This is a genomic window from Microcoleus sp. S13_C5, from assembly GCF_036700845.1.
Taxonomy (GTDB): domain Bacteria; phylum Cyanobacteriota; class Cyanobacteriia; order Cyanobacteriales; family Microcoleaceae; genus Microcoleus.
This window is the reverse complement of the sequence record NZ_JAUBPR010000079.1, coordinates 13,073-31,204: the sequence shown is the minus strand read 5'-3', so window position 1 is coordinate 31,204 and position 18,132 is coordinate 13,073. Positions and strand designations below refer to the sequence as shown.

The 18,132-nt window shown below is 46.8% G+C and carries 20 protein-coding genes; 7 read left to right on the top strand and 13 right to left on the bottom strand.

The features are described from left to right. The first annotated feature begins 225 nt into the window (after window positions 1-225). Both QUA04_RS19670 and QUA04_RS19665 read left to right on the top strand, forming a co-directional pair. Window positions 226-1,278: an FAD-dependent oxidoreductase gene (locus QUA04_RS19670; RefSeq protein WP_333259522.1), complete on the top strand. Its 1,053-nt coding sequence runs from the start codon at window positions 226-228 to the stop codon at window positions 1,276-1,278. Window positions 1,279-1,329: 51 nt separating this feature from the next. Then, window positions 1,330-1,812: a hypothetical protein gene (locus QUA04_RS19665; RefSeq protein WP_006631243.1), complete on the top strand. Its 483-nt coding sequence runs from the start codon at window positions 1,330-1,332 to the stop codon at window positions 1,810-1,812. A 5-nt stretch (window positions 1,813-1,817) separates the two neighbouring features. On the opposite strand, the gene QUA04_RS19660 is transcribed toward QUA04_RS19665, so the two are convergent. The 4 genes from QUA04_RS19660 to QUA04_RS19645 all read right to left on the bottom strand — a co-directional run bounded on the left by QUA04_RS19660 (window position 1,818) and on the right by QUA04_RS19645 (window position 6,197). Then, window positions 1,818-2,165: a hypothetical protein gene (locus tag QUA04_RS19660; protein WP_190740155.1), complete on the bottom strand. Its 348-nt coding sequence runs from the start codon at window positions 2,163-2,165 to the stop codon at window positions 1,818-1,820. Further along, window positions 2,153-2,737 (bottom strand): hypothetical protein, encoded by a 585-nt coding sequence (locus tag QUA04_RS19655; RefSeq protein ID WP_333259517.1) that lies wholly within the window; start codon window positions 2,735-2,737, stop codon window positions 2,153-2,155. The genes QUA04_RS19660 and QUA04_RS19655 overlap by 13 nt, the downstream gene beginning before the upstream one ends. A 124-nt stretch (window positions 2,738-2,861) precedes the next feature. Further along, entirely contained in the window at window positions 2,862-3,278 is a 417-nt protein-coding gene (locus QUA04_RS19650; protein WP_333259514.1) for an NUDIX hydrolase, read from the bottom strand. 288 nt (window positions 3,279-3,566) lie between these two features. Beyond that, window positions 3,567-6,197, bottom strand: a complete 2,631-nt coding sequence (locus tag QUA04_RS19645; protein WP_333259512.1) for a M1 family metallopeptidase — start codon at window positions 6,195-6,197, stop codon at window positions 3,567-3,569. Between the two features lie 224 nt (window positions 6,198-6,421). Here QUA04_RS19645 and QUA04_RS19640 point away from each other — a divergent pair, with 224 nt between their 5' ends. Next, complete coding sequence (locus QUA04_RS19640; RefSeq protein WP_333259509.1) at window positions 6,422-7,504, top strand: class I fructose-bisphosphate aldolase; 1,083 nt, start codon at window positions 6,422-6,424, stop codon at window positions 7,502-7,504. Between the two features lie 191 nt (window positions 7,505-7,695). Next, on the top strand, window positions 7,696-8,577 hold the full coding sequence (gene cas6, locus QUA04_RS19635; RefSeq protein ID WP_333259506.1) for a CRISPR-associated endoribonuclease Cas6: 882 nt from the start codon (window positions 7,696-7,698) through the stop codon (window positions 8,575-8,577). Here cas6 and QUA04_RS19630 read toward each other — a convergent pair whose 3' ends face one another. Then, window positions 8,578-8,904 carry an antibiotic biosynthesis monooxygenase gene (locus QUA04_RS19630; RefSeq protein ID WP_190661662.1) on the bottom strand — a complete coding sequence of 109 codons (327 nt, stop codon included), beginning with the start codon at window positions 8,902-8,904 and terminating at the stop codon, window positions 8,578-8,580. Window positions 8,905-9,332: 428 nt separating this feature from the next. Here QUA04_RS19630 and QUA04_RS19625 point away from each other — a divergent pair, with 428 nt between their 5' ends. Then, a complete protein-coding gene (locus tag QUA04_RS19625; RefSeq protein ID WP_333259503.1) occupies window positions 9,333-9,800 on the top strand; it encodes a response regulator transcription factor in 468 nt (155 codons plus the stop codon). 100 nt (window positions 9,801-9,900) lie between these two features. Beyond that, on the top strand, window positions 9,901-10,194 hold the full coding sequence (locus tag QUA04_RS19620; RefSeq protein ID WP_333044057.1) for a DUF2103 domain-containing protein: 294 nt from the start codon (window positions 9,901-9,903) through the stop codon (window positions 10,192-10,194). Here the strand turns inward: QUA04_RS19620 and QUA04_RS19615 are convergent. Both QUA04_RS19615 and QUA04_RS19610 read right to left on the bottom strand, forming a co-directional pair. Next, on the bottom strand, window positions 10,183-10,809 hold the full coding sequence (locus tag QUA04_RS19615; protein ID WP_333259499.1) for a HEAT repeat domain-containing protein: 627 nt from the start codon (window positions 10,807-10,809) through the stop codon (window positions 10,183-10,185). The two genes, QUA04_RS19620 and QUA04_RS19615, sit on opposite strands and share 12 nt — an antisense overlap. A 70-nt stretch (window positions 10,810-10,879) precedes the next feature. Further along, window positions 10,880-11,602, bottom strand: coding sequence for a LuxR C-terminal-related transcriptional regulator (locus QUA04_RS19610; protein WP_333259496.1), 723 nt, complete (start codon window positions 11,600-11,602; stop codon window positions 10,880-10,882). Window positions 11,603-11,694: 92 nt separating this feature from the next. On the opposite strand from QUA04_RS19610, the gene QUA04_RS19605 reads away from it, so the two are divergent. Next, on the top strand, window positions 11,695-12,399 hold the full coding sequence (locus QUA04_RS19605; protein ID WP_333259492.1) for a DJ-1/PfpI family protein: 705 nt from the start codon (window positions 11,695-11,697) through the stop codon (window positions 12,397-12,399). 21 nt (window positions 12,400-12,420) lie between these two features. Here the strand turns inward: QUA04_RS19605 and QUA04_RS19600 are convergent, their stop codons facing one another. The 6 genes from QUA04_RS19600 to QUA04_RS19575 form a co-directional block, all read right to left on the bottom strand. Next, a complete protein-coding gene (locus tag QUA04_RS19600) occupies window positions 12,421-13,260 on the bottom strand; it encodes a HEAT repeat domain-containing protein (RefSeq protein WP_333259490.1) in 840 nt (279 codons plus the stop codon). A gap of 259 nt (window positions 13,261-13,519) precedes the next feature. Continuing rightward, entirely contained in the window at window positions 13,520-13,816 is a 297-nt protein-coding gene (locus QUA04_RS19595) for a phycobilisome linker polypeptide (protein WP_333044054.1), read from the bottom strand. Between the two features lie 115 nt (window positions 13,817-13,931). After that, on the bottom strand, window positions 13,932-14,801 hold the full coding sequence (locus QUA04_RS19590) for a phycobilisome linker polypeptide (RefSeq protein ID WP_333174410.1): 870 nt from the start codon (window positions 14,799-14,801) through the stop codon (window positions 13,932-13,934). Window positions 14,802-14,992: 191 nt separating this feature from the next. Continuing rightward, entirely contained in the window at window positions 14,993-15,808 is an 816-nt protein-coding gene (locus QUA04_RS19585; protein WP_333259488.1) for a phycobilisome linker polypeptide, read from the bottom strand. Window positions 15,809-15,957: 149 nt separating this feature from the next. Continuing rightward, entirely contained in the window at window positions 15,958-16,446 is a 489-nt protein-coding gene (gene cpcA / locus QUA04_RS19580) for a phycocyanin subunit alpha (RefSeq protein WP_006631256.1), read from the bottom strand. Between the two features lie 102 nt (window positions 16,447-16,548). Further along, window positions 16,549-17,067 (bottom strand): phycocyanin subunit beta, encoded by a 519-nt coding sequence (locus QUA04_RS19575; RefSeq protein WP_333037001.1) that lies wholly within the window; start codon window positions 17,065-17,067, stop codon window positions 16,549-16,551. Between the last annotated feature and the right edge of the window lie 1,065 nt (window positions 17,068-18,132).

Here is an 18,132-nt window from a genome sequence, read left to right as displayed (position 1 = left end):
AGCGCGATCGGACGATCATCCGATCGCGCTCGACTATTATAGTTTACTTGGGGACAATTAATCCACCCTGCTTTTTAAGGGGGATTTAGGGGGATCGAGACTTCGAGACAAACGATAAAAACAGAGAATTTTACTCTTAATTTGACACGCTTTGCCCTCGGAACCCTACGAAAAATTTATATCTAATCTAAAATCTAAAATCTAAAATCTAAAATCTAAAATCGAATGGTTCGCGTTGCAATTATTGGTTGCGGTATTATTGGGGCTTCGATCGCCTTTGAACTAAGTCAATTTCCCGAACTGAAAGTTACTGTGTTCGACAAACAGCCGCCGGGACAAGGTTCTACTGGCGCTGCACTCGGTGTTTTGATGGGAGTTATCAGCCACAAAACTAAGGGCAGAAATTGGCAGTTGAGGGAAACCAGCCTTCAGCGCTACGAAACTTTGATTCCTGAATTGGAAGCAGTTACGGGGCGAAAAATTCCTTTTAACAAACAAGGAATTTTAATGCTTTGTTCGGAGGGAGAGGATTTAAGTAAGTGGGAAAAATTGATAGCCACTCGCGACTCTCAAGGTTGGCAATTGGAACTTTGGGATGTGGAACGAGTGCGCGATCGCTGCCCTCATCTCTCTTTAAACGATCGCATTATTGCTGCGATTTATTCGCCTCAAGACCGGCAAGTCGATCCGACGGCGCTAACTTTAGCTTTGATTGATGCTGCTGAACGAAATGGGGTGATTTTTGAGTTTGGGGGGCCCGTTGAAGCAGCGGAGATTGCTGCTAGTTTGGAGTTCGATCGACTAATTGTGGCGGCTGGTTTGGGTTCGGCTGCTGTGACTGCATCGTTAAATCAGTTGGTTGACATTCGCCCGGTGTTGGGACAAGCGCTGCATTTGCGATCGGCCAAGCCTTTAGGAAACCCAGATTTTAGGCCAGTAATTACTTGCGATGACGTTCACATTGTGCCTTTGGGAAATCAGGAATATTGGGTGGGGGCGACAGTGGAGTTTTCAGAAAATGGGGGCGAAATTCAGGCGAATGCTGATATGTTGGCGCAAGTGATGGCGAGGGCGAGTTTGCTTTGTCCCGCCTTAGCAGAAGCTGAAATCATCAGGATATGGTCGGGATTGCGCCCCCGGCCGGAAGGGCGGCCGGCCCCCATTATCGAGACGCTTCCCGGTAACGATCGCGTTTTGATCGCCAGCGGCCACTATCGCAACGGTGTTCTGCTGGCCCCTGCAACAGCGCGATCGATTCGAGAAATGATTTTGCAATAATTAACAAATGTTAATACAATCAAGATAGCCATTCATATCTTACATCTAAATATGTCCGACAAACCTTTAGGTAAACCGCGCTCTTTGTGGCGAGTAATTTTGCTGTCTGGAGTCAGCTTGCTGCTATATTACGGATGGTACAAATGGATTATTCAAGAAGAATTGCGTCGCTATAACGGCAGCGGTTGGTCGGGAACTCTTTGCTTGCTTCCTTTTGTTTTAGGAGTAGCCGTCCCCCAAGCTTTGCGGATATTCGATCCTGACGTTCCCGGATGGTTTGGTTGGTTTTCTTTGCTAGGTATTGCTTGGATTTACATCGTGCAGTTCAAACTTTACAACACAGTTAACGAATTGTACCGCCAAGAAGGAATCAAAGAACCGCTAACAGTTTGGTGGATTTTTGTACCTGGTTTAAATTTAGTTGTCGGCTTGCGGCAAATTCACTTTTTGAGCCAGTTTTGGGCGAGAAAACAGGGAATTGAAGTTAAGGATAACTTAGCCGAAAGCATTCCTTTCCTCTCAGCTAACGCCTAAATACATTAAGCTCCAATCGCTTGGCGCTGTGAGTAAATTTCTTCTATAAGCAGGTCACGCAGTTCATCCGCAATGTCCGTGGGAGGGTTGCCTGCGAGGGCGCGTCCAATCAGGCGTTCTGCTTCTCGGAGTTGGGCACACTCAATGCCGAGTACGGCGGCGCTCCGATGCAGTATAGAACGAGTAGGCTCAAAATCCCATTCGTTTGCTACTAAATCCGCTGCCGCCCGTTCTTTCGCAAAGGCGGCTCTGGTGAGTGCAGTCACTTGGTCGATATCACCGCACTGACGGGCGAGAACTGCTCGATCAACCAGTTCCATTGCTTCGTGGTGAAGGGCTTCTACGGTCTGCATTTTTTGACGATCCGTGCTTTGGGAGTACCGAACTCAATTACAGATACATAGCCAGGAGCTACGTCATCTGAAGGGCGGATTTGTTCTAATTTTATGTTAACTCTGGCTTGAATAATGCTGTCAGAACCTTTACGAATCCCGGAGACTTCTAAGCGGGCTTTACGCTGAAATAGTGTGCCTGAATCTTCGAGCGAACCAAGCCAAAAGTCAAAACCTAACCCTTTACCTTTGACAGAACGTTCGATGATGGTGAGTCCAGTGAGGTGAGGGATGATCAACGCCGCGATACCGTAGGCTCCATATTCAGTGGCAACTTCTCGATCGGCGTTGAAGCGACGGATAGTATCATCGATCGCATCCCATTGAATTTGGATTTCACAGGCTTGAATCCCCTCGATTGTCAGCTTCACAGGGATAGAGTGCCCTCCATCGTCGAGGCAAACGGCGGCTGCATCTGCACAGATGGCTCCGAAGGTGAGTGACCAGCCTGGACGTTCGGGCTTGTTGTCGCGCAGGTCATTGAGGGAGAGAATTTTAATCGGGTTAAGGTGGGTCATCAGAGGAGATGGCATGGCGATCGCATCTCCAGAATCTTACAGCATATAGTCTTCAGTCATTTTGTTATTTTAGCGGGTTCACCCGAATTTATAGTTTAAAACCAAAGTATTGGTAAACCCGCCCTTACCGAGCGACTCTTCACCAGAACCTATTCTGCAAATCCGCAAAAATGAGTTTTAGTTCCGGTTCATTAACCCGCTTAATTGCTTTAGGAATACTTACCCACTGCCGCTTCCTCTTGCCAGCTTCCGGCCAAATTTCCAGAACTGCTTGCACTTCCAGTAGAAATACTCCTACCTGACAAATATAGCCAGACTTTTGATACTCGTAGGTTCCTAGCAAATCCGGGAATACTTTACCCAACAAACCTGCTTCTTCCCAAGCTTCCTTGGCGGCGGAATCTTGGGGAGTCATGTCAGGTTCAATTAATCCTTTGGGAATCACCCAGCGCTTGCTAGCCGAAGAAGTAATTAACATTACTTCAATTTCTCCCTCTTGAATGCGGTAGGGAATTACCCCCGATTGCTCAACCAGTAAAGCGCTTTTTATACTCATGATTTCTGCAATATTTGTGGCTACCAAAGCTGCTGTAACCTCATGAACGGTTTACAAGTAAAAAATAAAAATAGCATCCTGGTTCTCGACACTTCCCAAGTTGAGACAGCAATAAAGTGGATAATAAACATATTTGGCTTTTCCCGTCTGTCGAAAATAGGAAATTCCCAGGCACTCCCACTGAACAATAATATTATTATAATAACCGCGTGCAATCATCTACCGACAAGCAGATAAAAGCCGATCGCCAATATCTGCCTTTATCTGCGCTGGTATGGGGTTTTACACCTAATCTTTCTTCGCCTTAGCCTCCAAATTTTCCATCCGACTCCTCAAATCTTGATTCTCCTTTTTCACCTGGTCTAATTCCTCCCGCAACTGCTTTACCGCTGCATCAGAACCAGCATTTTTCTGAACTCTTTGCAAAGCTTCATCAGCCATGCGGCGGACGCGGCCATCGGGAGTTTGGTCAGCTAAAGAACGCAAAATGCGAATTGCTTTGCGAGTTTGCATTTGTCCTAATCCCACTACTACAGAGACTTGAGTCAAGAAAAACGTCTCTTTAGATAATTCTGCCAATCGCTGCAAAATCCGTTCTAAATTGACCTTGGTTTGACCAGTCGAAATTGTGCCCAAAGATCGAATTGCAGCCAAGCGCAAAGCTTGCGGAGTACCCGCGGCTGTGTATTTCAAAATTAGATTCAGCGCATCTTCAGAAGTTTTCATTTGCGCCAAACCTGCGATCGCACCCGATCGCACTACTTCATTCCACCCCTGACGCTCTTTCAGCACCAATTTTAAGTCTTTCAGTACCTGTTCGTCGGTCGGTTTTTCGTCGGGGTTAGCCCCTGCAATGGAGCCCATAGCACTCGCTGCTGCTGCTTCTACGTAATAGCTGTCGTCGCCTTTTTCGACGATCGACCTCAGCGTTTTATAAGTTTCGTGAGTTTGGATTTTACCCAGCGCATTCACCACAGCGCGACGAACACGAGCATCTTTATCTTTTAAACCACTTACTAAACCTTCAAAAACTTGGTCGAGTTTAATTTCAGCTAACTGGCCGGCCACTTCGGCCCGTACTGCCCAAAACGGCTCTTTCTTGAGAACTTCTGACAGCGTTTTCACCGCTTCCAGCCCTCCCTTTTTCGCCAAAGCGTGGGCAGCGTAAATCCGGGAAACAGGGTCTGGATCGAATTGCAACTGAGCTTTGAGTTCGGCAACTCCATACTCTAAAACAACTGTTTTTAAGTAACTATTGCCGACATCGAAACTGATAAACGCAGGCTTCTCTTCTAGGGGGAAATAGAAGCTTTGCTCGCGTTCGTATATTCTGACTGTGAAAGTTTTTAGGTTAGCAGTAGAACGGGCATAACTGTTATCTTCTGCATCTTTTTCCGGCTTGTAACCGAAGCCTATGGGAATTTTTAGGTCAAAGACCTCTTTGCTGTTGCCGTTGCCATTTTTGCTATCTTTTACCTGAGTTTGGGTGACAGTAACTTTTGCTAATTTGCTGTCGCCATCCCAGGAATAAGCAACTTTATAATCTGGATGACCGCCGCGATAAACGTACTGGTCAAACAAAAACATGAGATTGCGACCGGTAGCCTTTTCTATCGCCCTGAGCAAATCGATGGTTTCTACAGTTTTGTGAGCGTTATCCCGCACAAAAGTGTGAATTGCTTTGTAAAATAATTCGTCGCCCAACTCGGCGCGAATCATGTGATAGACGCAAGCGCCTTTTTCGTACAAATGGCGATCGTACAATTCAATGGCTTCGCGGTAAACGTTAGTAACGATCGGGCGCCGGTAGCGGGAACTGTCTTCAGCTAAATAATTGCGGGCTTCATTTAACATATAGTAAGCCGCGTCTTCTTTGCCATATTCTTTGTCAGTCCACAGCACCTCGGAATAAGAAGCCATGCCTTCTTTCAGCCAAGCATGAGACCAATGTTTAATTACTACTAAATCGCCGAACCACTGGTGAGCCAATTCGTGGGCGACTAAGCTTTCAGTGCCACGATTGTCGAGGGTGGCACGTTCGTCTAACAAGCACCTATCTGTCAGCAAAGTTGTGGAAGTATTTTCCATACCGCCGAAGATGAAATCATCGACGCAGACTTGAGCGTATTTGGGAAAAGGGTAAGGATAGCCAAATGCTTGAGAGAAAAATTCAATCATTTGAGGCGTTTTGCCCATGCTGCGCTTAGCGTCTGCTTCGCGGCTTCTTTCCACGTAATAATTAACTGGTTTTCCGTTCCATTCGTCTTTAATTTCGGCAAAATCTCCAACTGCTAAGGTCATTAAATACGTCGGATGTACCTGGCTTTGGAACCAGTGATAAATTTTTTCGTCGCCTTCGTTTTTTGTACTAATTAATTCGCCGTTGGAAATAGCAAATAGTTGTCTCGGAACTTGCACTCGAATTTCTGAAGTAGCGAGTTGTCCAGGATAGTCGAAACAGGGAAACCAGAAGCGGGAATCTTCGTCTTCGCCTTGAGTCCAAACTTGTGTTGGTTTGTCTGGATAGTGTTTGTCCGGGCCGACGAAATAGAGACCGCGTTGGGGTTTTTCGACCCAGTATTCGATCGCAATTGTAATTGGTTGGTAAGCTTCTGTTGGTTCGTGCAGTTGAATTTGCAGCACTTCGCCGTCGCTGTCGAAATTTTGCTCGGTTTCGCCAACTTTTACCGATTGAATGTTAAGGTTTACCGCATCTAAGGTTAATTTGTCAATGCCGCTGCGGACTGGATTGAGTCGGATGCTGCAAGTGCCGCGAAAGCTTTGTTTGGGAATATTCAGCACTAAGTCGAGGAAAATGTGCTCTACTTGACCGGGGCGATCGGGGTTGTAGTGGGGTCTGGCACCGGGCATCTCGAAGGATTTGTGACCGTTTTCAGAATCAAAGTAAGTGTGTGACATTGTGATGGCAAAGTGGTGAGTCGATCGGCGATCGCTGGCAGCGCAGATCCGGCTGAAGTGCCAGCTTATTATAGAGTAGCGCGTCCTAGTTGCTGTTGTCGCTAACTTGTTAAAAACTGGGTCGATCGTTGACGGGATGGAAAATATGATTTTTTCGCTACAATATCAGCAAGGCTAATGTCTGGAATCATCAGCCTGCAATTGAAATTGAGAGGGAAATCTGTATGACAGCTACACTATCAGTTCCCAGTTCGATCGAATCTTGGCTTGGCGACGAAGCCGAAGACTTGCTCACCCATCAAGCAAAAGTTTCTAAAGATTTGTTGCACCTGCCGGGCCCGGATTGGGTCGATCGCATTTTTGCTCAAACCGACCGATCTCCCCAAGTTTTGCGATCGCTTCAGCAACTCTATTCTAGCGGACGCTTGGCAAATACCGGCTATTTATCCATCCTACCGGTAGACCAAGGAATCGAACACTCGGCGGCCGCTTCTTTTGCACCGAATCCCATCTATTTTGACAGCGAAAACATCATCAAACTAGCAATCTCTGCTGGCTGCAATGCTGTCGCGACAACGCTGGGAGTTTTGGGAAGCGTATCTCGCAAATACGCGCATAAAATCCCTTTTATTGTCAAGCTTAATCACAACGAGTTGCTAACTTATCCCAATCAATTCGACCAAGTAATGTTTGCGACCGTCGAGCAAGCTTGGAATTTGGGAGCGGTTGCAGTGGGAGCAACAATTTATTTTGGTTCGCCGGAATCGACGCGACAAATCCAAGAAGTCAGTCAGGCTTTTGCTCACGCTCACGAATACGGAATGGCGACAATTTTGTGGTGCTATCTCCGCAACGATATCTTTAAACAAGACAAAGATTATCACGTTGCAGCCGATTTAACCGGGCAAGCAAATCACTTGGGAGTAACAATTCAAGCTGACATTATCAAGCAGAAATTGCCAGAGTGCAATAACGGTTACGAAGCTGTGGCTAAAGCTAGCGGCCACAGTTACGGCAAAACAGACAAGCGCGTTTATTCGGATTTGACAACGGATCACCCGATCGATCTAACTCGCTATCAAGTGCTCAACTGTTATGCGGGAAGGATGGGTTTAATTAACTCCGGCGGTGCTTCCGGAAAAAGCGATTTTGCAGAAGCAATTCGCACGGCGGTAATCAACAAGCGCGCTGGGGGATGTGGCTTAATTTCCGGCCGCAAAACTTTTCAGCGTCCCTTTGAAGAAGGCGTAAAATTGTTCCACGCCATCCAAGACGTTTATTTGTCGCCAGAAATCTCGATCGCCTAAAAATTTACCGCACAGAGATTTGCCTCAATATTACAACCTAAATGTAGGTGGACACGACCCACAAATTGTCGTAAATGTAGGGTGCACACTGTGCACCTTATGTGATTTAAATTCCTTAATCTAAGTTGCAACTTAGCTGTAGTATTAATACTAGCTGAACATCTATACAGACACCTTATATAAATTTTAAAATGCCCTACAGCCTTGTTTTAAACCTGCGACCAGTTGCACCAATTCCATCCCAGTTTTTAACGGGACGGCATCTCCACGCTTTATTTTTGAACCTTGTGAGTGCTGTAGACACCGATTTGAGCGCGTACCTGCACGACCAATCTCAGGAAAAAGCTTTCACTTTAAGCCCTTTCCAAGTAAGGAGAAAAGAGCCTTACAAAAGCAGTACGCCGCCGCCGCAAAAGAGAGTTTTGCCTCCTGCTTCGCGCACAATATCTCCGGCTGTACAATGGGAACACAAGCAAGCTATTCAGGAAAATACGCCGATTTGGTGGCGAATTTCTCTGCTGGATGACGGTTTGTTCGATCGGCTAACTCAACTTTGGCAACAACTTAATTTCGAGAGCCCTTGGCATCTCGGGCCGACAAATATATACATTACTAATATTTTGAGCGAACCGCAATCAAACCAGCCTTGGGTAAACTTTTGTACTTACGCCGAATTGTTCGAGAGAGCTTCGGAAACTGAGCGCCAAATTGCTTTTACTTTTTGCACTCCTACGAATTTTCGGCAAGGTGTATACGATAGTGCTATGCCCACTCGTGAGAGTATTTTCGGCAGTTTAGCGAATCGCTGGAACAAATACAGCAGGATGGCGATCGAACCTACTTTCACAGAAGCTATTTTCCCCAGTTTCTTCGATGTCCGAACAGAAGTTAGTACGGATTCTCGCAGTAAATTTATTGGCTGCGTCGGCGATATTAGTTACCGAATTATGGGAGATATAGCTCCTGCTACTATCAAGCAAATTAACACTTTAGCAGATTTTGCACTTTACAGCGGAGTCGGGCGAAAGACGCCGATGGGTATGGGAATGACTCGCCGGTTGCAGGATTTTTAATCATTCACTTTTGGGCTGAATTTCACTGACGATTTCATAAACATCAGTGTCGGGAAGTTTCGCAAACAAAGGCGTCATCTGCTTTAATATTTCCTGATAAGCTTCGCTTTGATTGGCGGCCATCTCTTCTACGCTTTCCCAAAAAATGATGGCAATACCTTTGTCTGTATTGGGCAATTGCAGCAAATACGCTCCCTTAAAACCTGTTGCATAAGTTGCAACGGCTTTTTCAAAAAGTTCTTCGGCTTCTTTAAATTTTCCCGGTTTAAATTCGCCAATGGCAACGTAGGCAAACTGATGTCTGAGAAAGTCTAGAAATTCTGACATATCTTTTTCCTCACTCAATAGCGATACACCAAGTTATATTTTACCCGATCGCCAGAAATTTGTGAACTTCACAGGTAGGAGTTTCGGGCTTAGCTCATCGGCGGATTTATTAATTACACGTAACTGCGATCGCCACTCAAATAGAAACTTTTTGAGTCAGGCGGCTGGAATCTTTATTAAATAAACGATTGAATCGCTGATTTTAGACGTTCACAATCCTAGGTACGCCGGAGCGACTTCTAACGCTATTACACAAGGTAAAGCTGCTGACAACTCAAGTCTTGTGTGTAACTGCGAGCATACACAAAGCCGTAAAAAGTTCCCAGTCAAAAGCGGTTTTTTGCAATAACCCTATTGAATTCTTTAATACTTAACTGTAACAATTATAACAGAGTCATACAAATAAAGTAAAGAGCCACCTTAAACAAATGCCAAAAATATTAGTAATTGAAGACGATCACTTAATCCGAGAAACGGTATTAGAACTTCTGCAATCGCGCGGTTTTGAAGCTGTCGGCGCCGAAAATGGAAAAGTTGGTATCCAGTTAGCTGCCCAAATTCCCGATTTAATTTTGTCTGATGTCATGATGCCAGAACTAAACGGTTTTGAAGTATTCGCAGCCGTGCGATCGCACCCTGCAACCGCCAGCATTCCGTTTATTTTTATGACGGGTTCAGAAATGGAAAAAGCCCTGGAACTCAAAGCAGACGGCTATCTCAAGAAACCTTGCAGCCTAGCAGAAATGCTCGCGGCGATCGCCACTCAACTAGAAAAACCGACAGTTACCAACCCACAACATCAAAAAGTACAGGACAATTCTGCGCCATCAAATCTATCCTTTCGCGCCAGGAATCAAAAATTTAGGTTTGAGATTGCGTCGGTTTGCTGGCAATGACACGCACGGTAACGTTATTGATACATAAGTTGAGGGAATTTCAAATTGCTTCCAGCCAGAGGTGGCTTAGACTGGGTATGTTGAATTTGGTTAAAAAATTATGAACGCACAACCCAAAGGCCGCCTAGTTTGGAATCACTCTACCCACCTTCCCGGTTTGATACCAATTTTAGAGCGCCTCACCCTAAAAATGGGCATTCAAACCGTTACTCCAGGCGTCATCAACAAAGTTAAAGGACACATCCCCCGCATGACATTAAGAGTGTCAGTACCCATCCGCGGGGGATTTAAAATCATCGCCAGACAAGGCAAAACCGTACAAGAAGTCTTTATATTAACCACTCTCAGTCAAGGGGACTTGGAAGAGACGATCGCCCTAACTCTAGCCAAGTGACAATCTTTGTTTGGCAAGCAAAGCCCGGGCTCTAACTGAAGCAGTTTCGTCGCGATCGACAATTTCGTCAAACCTGGCCGAAACGTCCGCTAGCCAATCCGGTTTAACAGCCACACCACCCGCCAAAGCTTGCAAACCCCCCGCTGCTGCGTAGCGAACCACCCATTCCGGGTCTCGGGACGCTTGCAGCAGCGTTTTAACCGCGCTAATTTGAGCCTCTAAAACTTGTTCTGCTGGCATAAGTTCCCAGCAAATCGTCCCCAAACCCCTAGTCGCCGCCCGCCGGACACTCAAAGCAAAGTCATTCGCCGCCGCATCGAGCAAAATCTCCAAACCCCTGGGATCGCCAATTGCCGCCAAAGCCCGAACAGCCCAAGCTCTCGCCCCGTAATTGTAGCCGTCAAGCTGTTCTAGAAGCGGTAGCACCGCAGGTTCTCCGAGTTTAATCAGCCCATCAACTGCTGCAACAGCAGCGCCTGGGTTGTTGTAGCCGAGCACTGTAATTAAGGTAGGAATTGCTTGTTTTGAGGGAGTCGCCGCCAGTGCTTTGACTGCATTTAACAAGCCTTCGGAAGAATCTGCTTGTTCGACAGCCTGAATTAGTTCTAATGCCATTTACTTATAGTATTTACAGCAGGTTTACAAAAGATTTGAGATTTTAGATTGCTAATTTTAACAGTATTTCCTATGAACCTAATATCCCTTGAAGTTGCGCTATCATCTCGGTCCGAGAACAAACATTCAGCTTGCGGAACATCCGTTTGAGAGCTTGCTTGACAGAATTTTGCGTAATCCACAGCGCTGCACCAATCTCAGCATTTGTTAGTCCTTGTGCTACCAGTTCAGCAATTTGTACCTCTCGCGGTGTCAAACGACTCGCTAACGCCGAAATGAATCTTGCCTCCGGCACCTGTAACTTTGCCAGACGGGCTGACAGGTGAAGACATAGCGCGCTCAAGCGAGCAACTTCCCCACCACCAAATGCAGGTGTATCACCGACGCGGGCTAAATTAACTGTACCAATAAGACGACCGTCGCCTACAATTGGTCCAGTTATTATGTGTTCGTGATCGTAGTAGGCGCAACAGCGCTGATAAAGTTCGCACTGCTTCCAACCTCCCAGAGGTAGCACCATTTCTTCGTGAGCGGGAGCATGGCAGTCAACCACGTAGCGCAACACCGGATCGACGGCTCGACCAACTTTTTCGTAGCGCTCTACAAAAGCACTAACATTGGGTACGCCGTGAACATCCATCTCGGCAATGCCGGAGTGTTCGCCAAAAAAATAGATTCCCCAGCGCTGTACTCCAAAATGCTCGCCCACTCCATCCATAAACCGCAGTCGAAGTTCGCGCTCGTCGCGAGCAGAGGCGATCGCGTCAAATAGGGCATAAAGAGAATTAGTCATTGATGGGTTCAAAGTGTACTCACTTGGGGACTATGCAATTTTGAGATTACTTCCTACCATAATCTCTAGCAAAGGTTCCAATAATTTGAAAAATGACAACTCAAACAAAATATTGCATTGGTCTGGTGATTTTTCCTGGCATGACTCAACTCGATATGACTGGCCCTTACCAGGTATTTTCCATGATGGCTGACACTCGTGTTCTGCTGTTGTGGAAAACTCTCGAACCAGTGACGAGTAGCGAGGGGATGACGATTTTACCTACCGCCACCTTCAATGGCTGTCCGTCTTTAGATGTTTTGTGCGTTCCCGGTGGCGCGATCGGGCAGGTGGAAATGATGCAGGATGCGGAGGTACTGGAATTTCTGCGCCAACAGGGAAAAACAGCAAAATATATCACCTCGGTTTGTACGGGTTCTTTGATTTTAGCTGCTGCTGGACTCCTTCAAGGATACCGCGCTGCTTGCCATTGGGCATTTCGCGACCAGTTAGCAATGCTGGGGGTTGAAGTTGGGACTCAAAGAGTGGTTGTCGATCGAAATCGCATCACAGGCGGTGGCGTAACTGCTGGTATCGATTTTGGATTGGTGGTTGTTGGCAAACTCTGCGGCGAGGAAACTGCCAAAATGATTCAGTTACTTCTAGAGTATAATCCCGCACCACCTTTTAATGCTGGTTCTCCCGAAAGTGCTGGAGAGGTTTTAGTTGAGCAAGTGAAGAATTTGGGCGAACAGCTAATAAAGGCATCCCTGGCAGCAACGAAGCAAACAGCGCTCGGATTGGGTATTAATCATTAAGTCAATAGTTACCTGTGCTATTTACAAAAGGCTATCCATTAAGTTCATAACTTGGATAGCTTCATCTGACAAAGATAGTGATTCTTGTTGATTGAGGTGATGCTCCAAAACTCCTTTGAGAGCAATCAATTTCAGGCTATTTTCTGCTAAAGTTTCAGAAATAGCTTGCGCTCCCGGCAAATAGCCGATCGCCCCCAAGTCCATCAAAGCCGATCGTCTCAACTGCAAATTATCCCCATTCAAAGCAGTTACCAAGCGCTCTCCGTAAACCCGCTCACCAGTTAACTGATACATCGCCCGCGCCGCAGCGTACTGCACCCGCTCCACAGAATGTTCTAAAAAAGGTGAAATTAGCGCTATTGCTTCTGTCGCTTCCAGCGTTCCCAAAGCTTCAATTACCGAGTCATAAGGCTGCACTAGATGTGCTTTTCCAGGCACTCGCACGGCTGCGGAAATTCCCCCATCTAAGAGTTGCATTAACGGTGGAATAGAATCGCGATCGCCCAGCATTTCGAGAGCTTGAGCCGCGGCTTCCCGCACGTAATAATCGGCGCATTCCAAACAGCTAATCAGGGCCGGTAAGGCTTGTTTGTCCCCCAATTTACCCAGGGCCCGGGCCGCATTTCGCAATAGGGAATAGTCGCCGATTTTTGTTTGTTCTGATTCTTCTTGCAATGCGGCAATTAAACCTGCAATAGCTGCCGGTTCCTTGACTCGAAATCGACCAATCCACCAAGCAGCATAATACCGGAGACTGTAATCTTGGGAGCGCAAATTGGCGATCGCCTGTTCAACAGTTAAAGACTCGCCCTCAGCTACACCCGCCGGCGGTGAGTCGGATTCGTAATAATTCATAGTCATTAGTTAAGTTATTAATTATTAGTTATTAGGCGATTGAAATCGCTGCTACACAGATAAATTTAGGGAAACTCGGCGATTAAAATCGCTACTAAACAGACAAAACCCGCCTGGGCGGGTTGGATTAACTCTTAGTCCGCTTGGAGTGGACGAAAGTTTGTCTAGCAGCGATTTCAATCGCCCGTTCTAGCTTATCTAGGAGCGATTTTCATCGCCCCTTCTAGCTTGTGTCGGAGCGATTTTCATCGCCCCTCCCACCAAACTATTGGTGCTCACCCGATGATTCATGGGATGACTCATGGGATGACTCATGGGATGATTCTGCACCCGCGCTTAAAGGATGAATGCTGACAATTTTCCCGCCCATGCGAGTAATCCGCTGCATTTCTTGATTCATCCGATTGTAAGGCACGTTGATAAATGTACTCGCGCTCGATCGAATCGAATAATCCACATTATTTGTTTCATCGCTTTGGCGCAAGCCCACAACTTCATACCGAAAGCAGCGACCAGCCGAAGCTGTATTGCCACTTTTTCCACCTACAATTTGACCCAACATAAGCTTCTTGGTAATTGGTAATTCTGACGGTTGACTGTTGACGGTTGACTGTTGACGGTTGACTGTTGACTAAAAGCTACTAACTGCCAACTGCCAACTGCCAACTGCCAACTGACTAAATTGCAGTAATGCTGGCGATTTTCCCGCCCATGCGTTGAAATTTCTGCATTTGCGAGGACAAATCCTCAACAGGTACGATGAAAGCCTTGCTGCTGCGGCGCACGCTGGGATAGCCGCCTGTGCGAATGCCCGAAACTTCCACGCGCAACAGTCGCCCTTCTTTGCCGTAAGCTGCCGCGCCGCCGAAAGTGCTTGCGGGAGTTACGTTTCTGGCAGAAGGCCGATATGCCCAACCTTCGTTACCGCCGGAGGGACCGACTACAGGCGTAGCGGTGTTAGTGCCGAGTTCGACAGCTAAGCGAGAGTTGTTGCCTTCTAGTTGAGATGTATCGCTGTTTGCATAGCCACGATACAACCGGAACATCCGGGTAAAACCGACGGTTTTTTGACCGCGCTGGGTGTTAAAGCCGCGGTAGTAAGGCACGATACTCTCGCCGAAGTTTTCTTGATACTCTACTGAATCGATGTAAGAATCAATATCAGCGTCGTAGCCTTGGGTTTGGTACAAATCTAAGTGCTCAACTACTTCAGATTCGTCGTAGGGAGCGCGACCGAGCAAGTGTTTGTAGTTTAGTTCGATCGTCCGAGTTTGGAAGCTGTTGTAGAAAAACTTGGTTTTGTACAGTTCTGACTTAGCTACAGCCCGTACAAATTCTCGTACAGTCAAACTGCCGTCCCGCAGCAAAGACTCGGAACTGGTAAGTCGCTCGGATTTCATTAAATAGTCGTTGCCCAGCACCTGACGGTAAACCGCACGAATCACAGTTTCAACGTCGTCTTTGGTGTAGTTTGGGCGCAGTTCTACCTTCGGCGCATCGCTCAATGCGGATGTTCCCAGTCTGGACGCTGCTGTCGTAATCGCCACCAGATTTTCTCCTAAATTATTAATGACAAAAGTTTAATGCTTGGTTGCACTTGAAATTTTTAGGACTAAGGATAATATGCCTCAAAGTAGGGTGTGCACTGCACACCTTACCTATACACATAAAATTGAAGAATTTTTTAGCCTTAGTCCTAATTTGCTAAAGACGTTTCAAAAAAACGTCTTTACAAACTTTAAGCTGTGGTAATACTTACCACTTTGCCGCCACATTTGTTGATTTGCTGCAAGCGACTCGAAAGTTGCTCGTAAGGCACGAGATATTCGGTAGTTGTCCGGCGCACTTGAGGGGAAAACTTAGCCGAACCTTGCATTGCGGTGACTCGGTAGAGTTGGCCGCGAGAACCGCCGGAAGTCCCGCCAAGGGCTTTTCCGGTGGATGCCGTGTATATAGGCGAAGCCATATTTCTCGCTACTTCCCAAGTCAGCCGGGCTTGGGTTTGGTTTTGGGCGCGATCGCTAGAAGCAAAACCCCGGTACAATTGAAACATCCGGTTAAAACCGACGGTTTTTTGACCTCTTTGGGTCGCGAAACCGCGATAGTAAGGCACTATACTGTCGCCAAAATTTTCTTCATACTCAACTGAGTCAATGTAAGAATTGATTTCAGCTTCGTAGCCTTCTGCATTGTACAAATCAACGTGGAAAGCAATTTCCGACTCGTCGTAAGGAGCGCGGCCCAACAAATGCTTGTAATTAAGCTCAATTAACCGCGTTTGCGAGTTCGGATAAAAAAACTTTTTCCGATAGGTTTCGGAATGTGCAATTGACCGCACAAAATCTTTCACTGAAATCTGCCCTTGCAGCAGCAGAGATTCAGCACTGGTAAGTCGTTCGCTCGACATTAAATACTCGTTGCCGAAAACTTGGCTGTAAGCAGCGCGAATTACTGCTTTCGCATCGTCTTGCGTCCAGTGGGGGCGCAGTTCTACTCGTCCCGCTTCTTCAAATGCTTTTATTCCCAACCGTTCTGCTGCACCTAATCCCGCCATCTTCGCTTCTCCCTTTTTTGCTTTAAAAACTGAAAACTGCTTAAAAAAAGTATTTGCAAAACTAGGCTTCGATCGCAGATGCCCGGAATTCTAAACAACCGCTAACACTTAAGCTAACAGCAGCTTACAATTCCGGGCATCACGCAAATCTAGCTCAGAGCGTTGATTGCGTAGTCGATGTAGGAATTCGCTTCAGTTGCAGCGTCGCCACTCAGACCGTGGTTGCCTTTGATGTACTTGAGAGCTTCAACGTACCAGCTAGGAGACAATTCAAATGTCCGGTTGATTTCGTCAACACCTGCAATCAGGTACTCATCCATCGGACCGGTGCCGCCTGCAACTAAGCAGTAGGTTACCATCCGCAGGTAGTAGCCGATGTCGCGAGAACACTTGGCTTTACCGGTTGGGGTAGAAGCGTAGTTCGGGCCTTGCATTTGTTGGGTGTACGGGAATTTGTTGTACACAGCTTGAGCTGCACCGTCGATCAAGCGCTGAGAGTTGGCGGTCAACGCTTTGGCTGCTTCCAAACCTGCTGCTGCTTGGCGGAAACGGCCGAAGGCGACTTGTAGTTCAGTGCTGCTCAGGAAACGGCCTTGAGAATCGGCTGCTGTTACTGCTTCAGTCAAAGGGGTTTTCATTGTTCTGGTTTCTCCCTAATGTTGTGTTGTTTTTGTACAAAAATGATTGTTTGCAAAAATGCGATGCTCGCTTCTTTACAAGAAAGGTTCGCTTGGCTATTTTTAGCCGACTGCATTGGCAGCGCGGTCGAAGTAGCTGCCGATTTCAGACATCAGCGAGCTGCAATCACCACGGGTAACACCGTTGGGGTCGTTAGCGATCGCGATTGCTGCTTCCTTCATTTTTTGCACGCCGGCTGCAACTGAGCCACCGGGAACTCCCAGAGCTTGGTATGTTTCACGCAGACCGTTCAAGCAGCGGTCGTCCAAAACGCTGGCGTCGCCTGCAAATGTTGCATAGGTGACGTAGCGCAAGATGATTTCCATGTCGCGCAAGCAAGCTGCCATGCGGCGGTTGGTGTAAGCATTGCCACCAGGAGCGATCAGTTGAGGCTGTTCGGCGAACAGGGTGCGAGCTGCATTGGCTACGATGCTGGATGCGTTGCCGGTGATGCGGTTTACTGCGTCAATCCGCTTGTTAGCGTCGGAAACCATGCTGCTGAGAGCATCTAGTTGACCCTGAGCTAGAAATTCGCCCCGAGCGTCAGATTGGGAAACCACTTTTGTAAATGCGTCAAACATGAAAGAACTCTCCTATTTGAGTTAATTGAGTTTGGTTGCGGTATAAAACCGTTAAGTTAAATTTGTTCAGGCTACGAGTGCCTGCAAGGGTTGAAATTTGATGCCAGCTAATCTGCTGGTCCCATCGATCTCTCCCTTTCCGCTACCTGCACTATTGTTACATTGCAACGGAGGTTTAAGAAACCTTAGAAAATTTTACACCTTTTATGAGATGCGACAAACCTTGTCAATCAGGGTTTTTGTTAACTTTGGCCTGTCGTTTCAACCCTCTGATAATCTTTATACAATGCTCGCCTGCGTTTGTTTATTACAAATTATTACAGAAACTTATCTCTCTAAGAAGGTAAATATTTGGGGTGCAAGTGCGGGCAAATCTCCTTCCTAGGGTAGATGCGCGAGGACACCCCTAAACGAAGAGTTTGCTTCGCTCGCCATGCAGTGGCGGTAGAACCGCCCCAAACCGTCCCGTGGGCCGATCGCCTTTGTTGGCTTTCTCTGGAAAACCGAAATTGTTAAGAAGTGTTAAGTAAATTAAACTTTTGGTAAAAGAAGGCTGGGGGAATAGGGAAAAAAGCAAAAATTCTGCCCAATGTCAGGATGTCTGCAGAATTCGGTGTGGGAAAAATCCAAAAGATTGTGAACCCCCTCGCCACAGCCTCAGCTTTTGCCGGAAACATCAGCATTTAGTGACAAAACTCAGCCGTTGGAAGTTGAAAGACCGGGCCCGGTCTTTCATAACGCCGGGATGGTTGGTCTGGGGAGTCATTGGGCTTGACCCGAGACCAACCATCTACTGTTTATTCTGCAGCAGTTGCAAAAAAACTTTCTTCATCTATCTATCTGTATCTATGTTCTGCTTCCCACAGGCTAGTCGCACGCAAGCGTATGGCAAGCTGAGCATTGTGGAGGGTGAGAAAACCAACACACGCGATCGACACGTGTTACCGCAGCGCCATTTTTCTTTTAACAAGGGAATAGATGAGTTCGGATACGAGCGTTTTATGACGTTTTTTTTAAGGTAGGTTTTAACCTGCCGCGCACGCTTGTATCAGAGAACTAAAGTCA

What these genes read in the sequence shown, in the direction of transcription:
- QUA04_RS19670 (WP_333259522.1), top strand. Translation starts at nt 226, where the DNA reads ATGGTTCGCGTTGCAATTATTGGTTGCGGTATTATTGGGGCTTCGATC.
- QUA04_RS19665 (WP_006631243.1), top strand. Translation starts at nt 1,330, where the DNA reads ATGTCCGACAAACCTTTAGGTAAACCGCGCTCTTTGTGGCGAGTAATT.
- QUA04_RS19660 (WP_190740155.1), bottom strand. Translation starts at nt 2,165, where the DNA reads ATGCAGACCGTAGAAGCCCTTCACCACGAAGCAATGGAACTGGTTGAT.
- QUA04_RS19655 (WP_333259517.1), bottom strand. Translation starts at nt 2,737, where the DNA reads ATGCCATCTCCTCTGATGACCCACCTTAACCCGATTAAAATTCTCTCC.
- QUA04_RS19650 (WP_333259514.1), bottom strand. Translation starts at nt 3,278, where the DNA reads ATGAGTATAAAAAGCGCTTTACTGGTTGAGCAATCGGGGGTAATTCCC.
- QUA04_RS19645 (WP_333259512.1), bottom strand. Translation starts at nt 6,197, where the DNA reads ATGTCACACACTTACTTTGATTCTGAAAACGGTCACAAATCCTTCGAG.
- QUA04_RS19640 (WP_333259509.1), top strand. Translation starts at nt 6,422, where the DNA reads ATGACAGCTACACTATCAGTTCCCAGTTCGATCGAATCTTGGCTTGGC.
- cas6 (WP_333259506.1), top strand. Translation starts at nt 7,696, where the DNA reads ATGCCCTACAGCCTTGTTTTAAACCTGCGACCAGTTGCACCAATTCCA.
- QUA04_RS19630 (WP_190661662.1), bottom strand. Translation starts at nt 8,904, where the DNA reads ATGTCAGAATTTCTAGACTTTCTCAGACATCAGTTTGCCTACGTTGCC.
- QUA04_RS19625 (WP_333259503.1), top strand. Translation starts at nt 9,333, where the DNA reads ATGCCAAAAATATTAGTAATTGAAGACGATCACTTAATCCGAGAAACG.
- QUA04_RS19620 (WP_333044057.1), top strand. Translation starts at nt 9,901, where the DNA reads ATGAACGCACAACCCAAAGGCCGCCTAGTTTGGAATCACTCTACCCAC.
- QUA04_RS19615 (WP_333259499.1), bottom strand. Translation starts at nt 10,809, where the DNA reads ATGGCATTAGAACTAATTCAGGCTGTCGAACAAGCAGATTCTTCCGAA.
- QUA04_RS19610 (WP_333259496.1), bottom strand. Translation starts at nt 11,602, where the DNA reads ATGACTAATTCTCTTTATGCCCTATTTGACGCGATCGCCTCTGCTCGC.
- QUA04_RS19605 (WP_333259492.1), top strand. Translation starts at nt 11,695, where the DNA reads ATGACAACTCAAACAAAATATTGCATTGGTCTGGTGATTTTTCCTGGC.
- QUA04_RS19600 (WP_333259490.1), bottom strand. Translation starts at nt 13,260, where the DNA reads ATGACTATGAATTATTACGAATCCGACTCACCGCCGGCGGGTGTAGCT.
- QUA04_RS19595 (WP_333044054.1), bottom strand. Translation starts at nt 13,816, where the DNA reads ATGTTGGGTCAAATTGTAGGTGGAAAAAGTGGCAATACAGCTTCGGCT.
- QUA04_RS19585 (WP_333259488.1), bottom strand. Translation starts at nt 15,808, where the DNA reads ATGGCGGGATTAGGTGCAGCAGAACGGTTGGGAATAAAAGCATTTGAA.
- cpcA (WP_006631256.1), bottom strand. Translation starts at nt 16,446, where the DNA reads ATGAAAACCCCTTTGACTGAAGCAGTAACAGCAGCCGATTCTCAAGGC.
- QUA04_RS19575 (WP_333037001.1), bottom strand. Translation starts at nt 17,067, where the DNA reads ATGTTTGACGCATTTACAAAAGTGGTTTCCCAATCTGACGCTCGGGGC.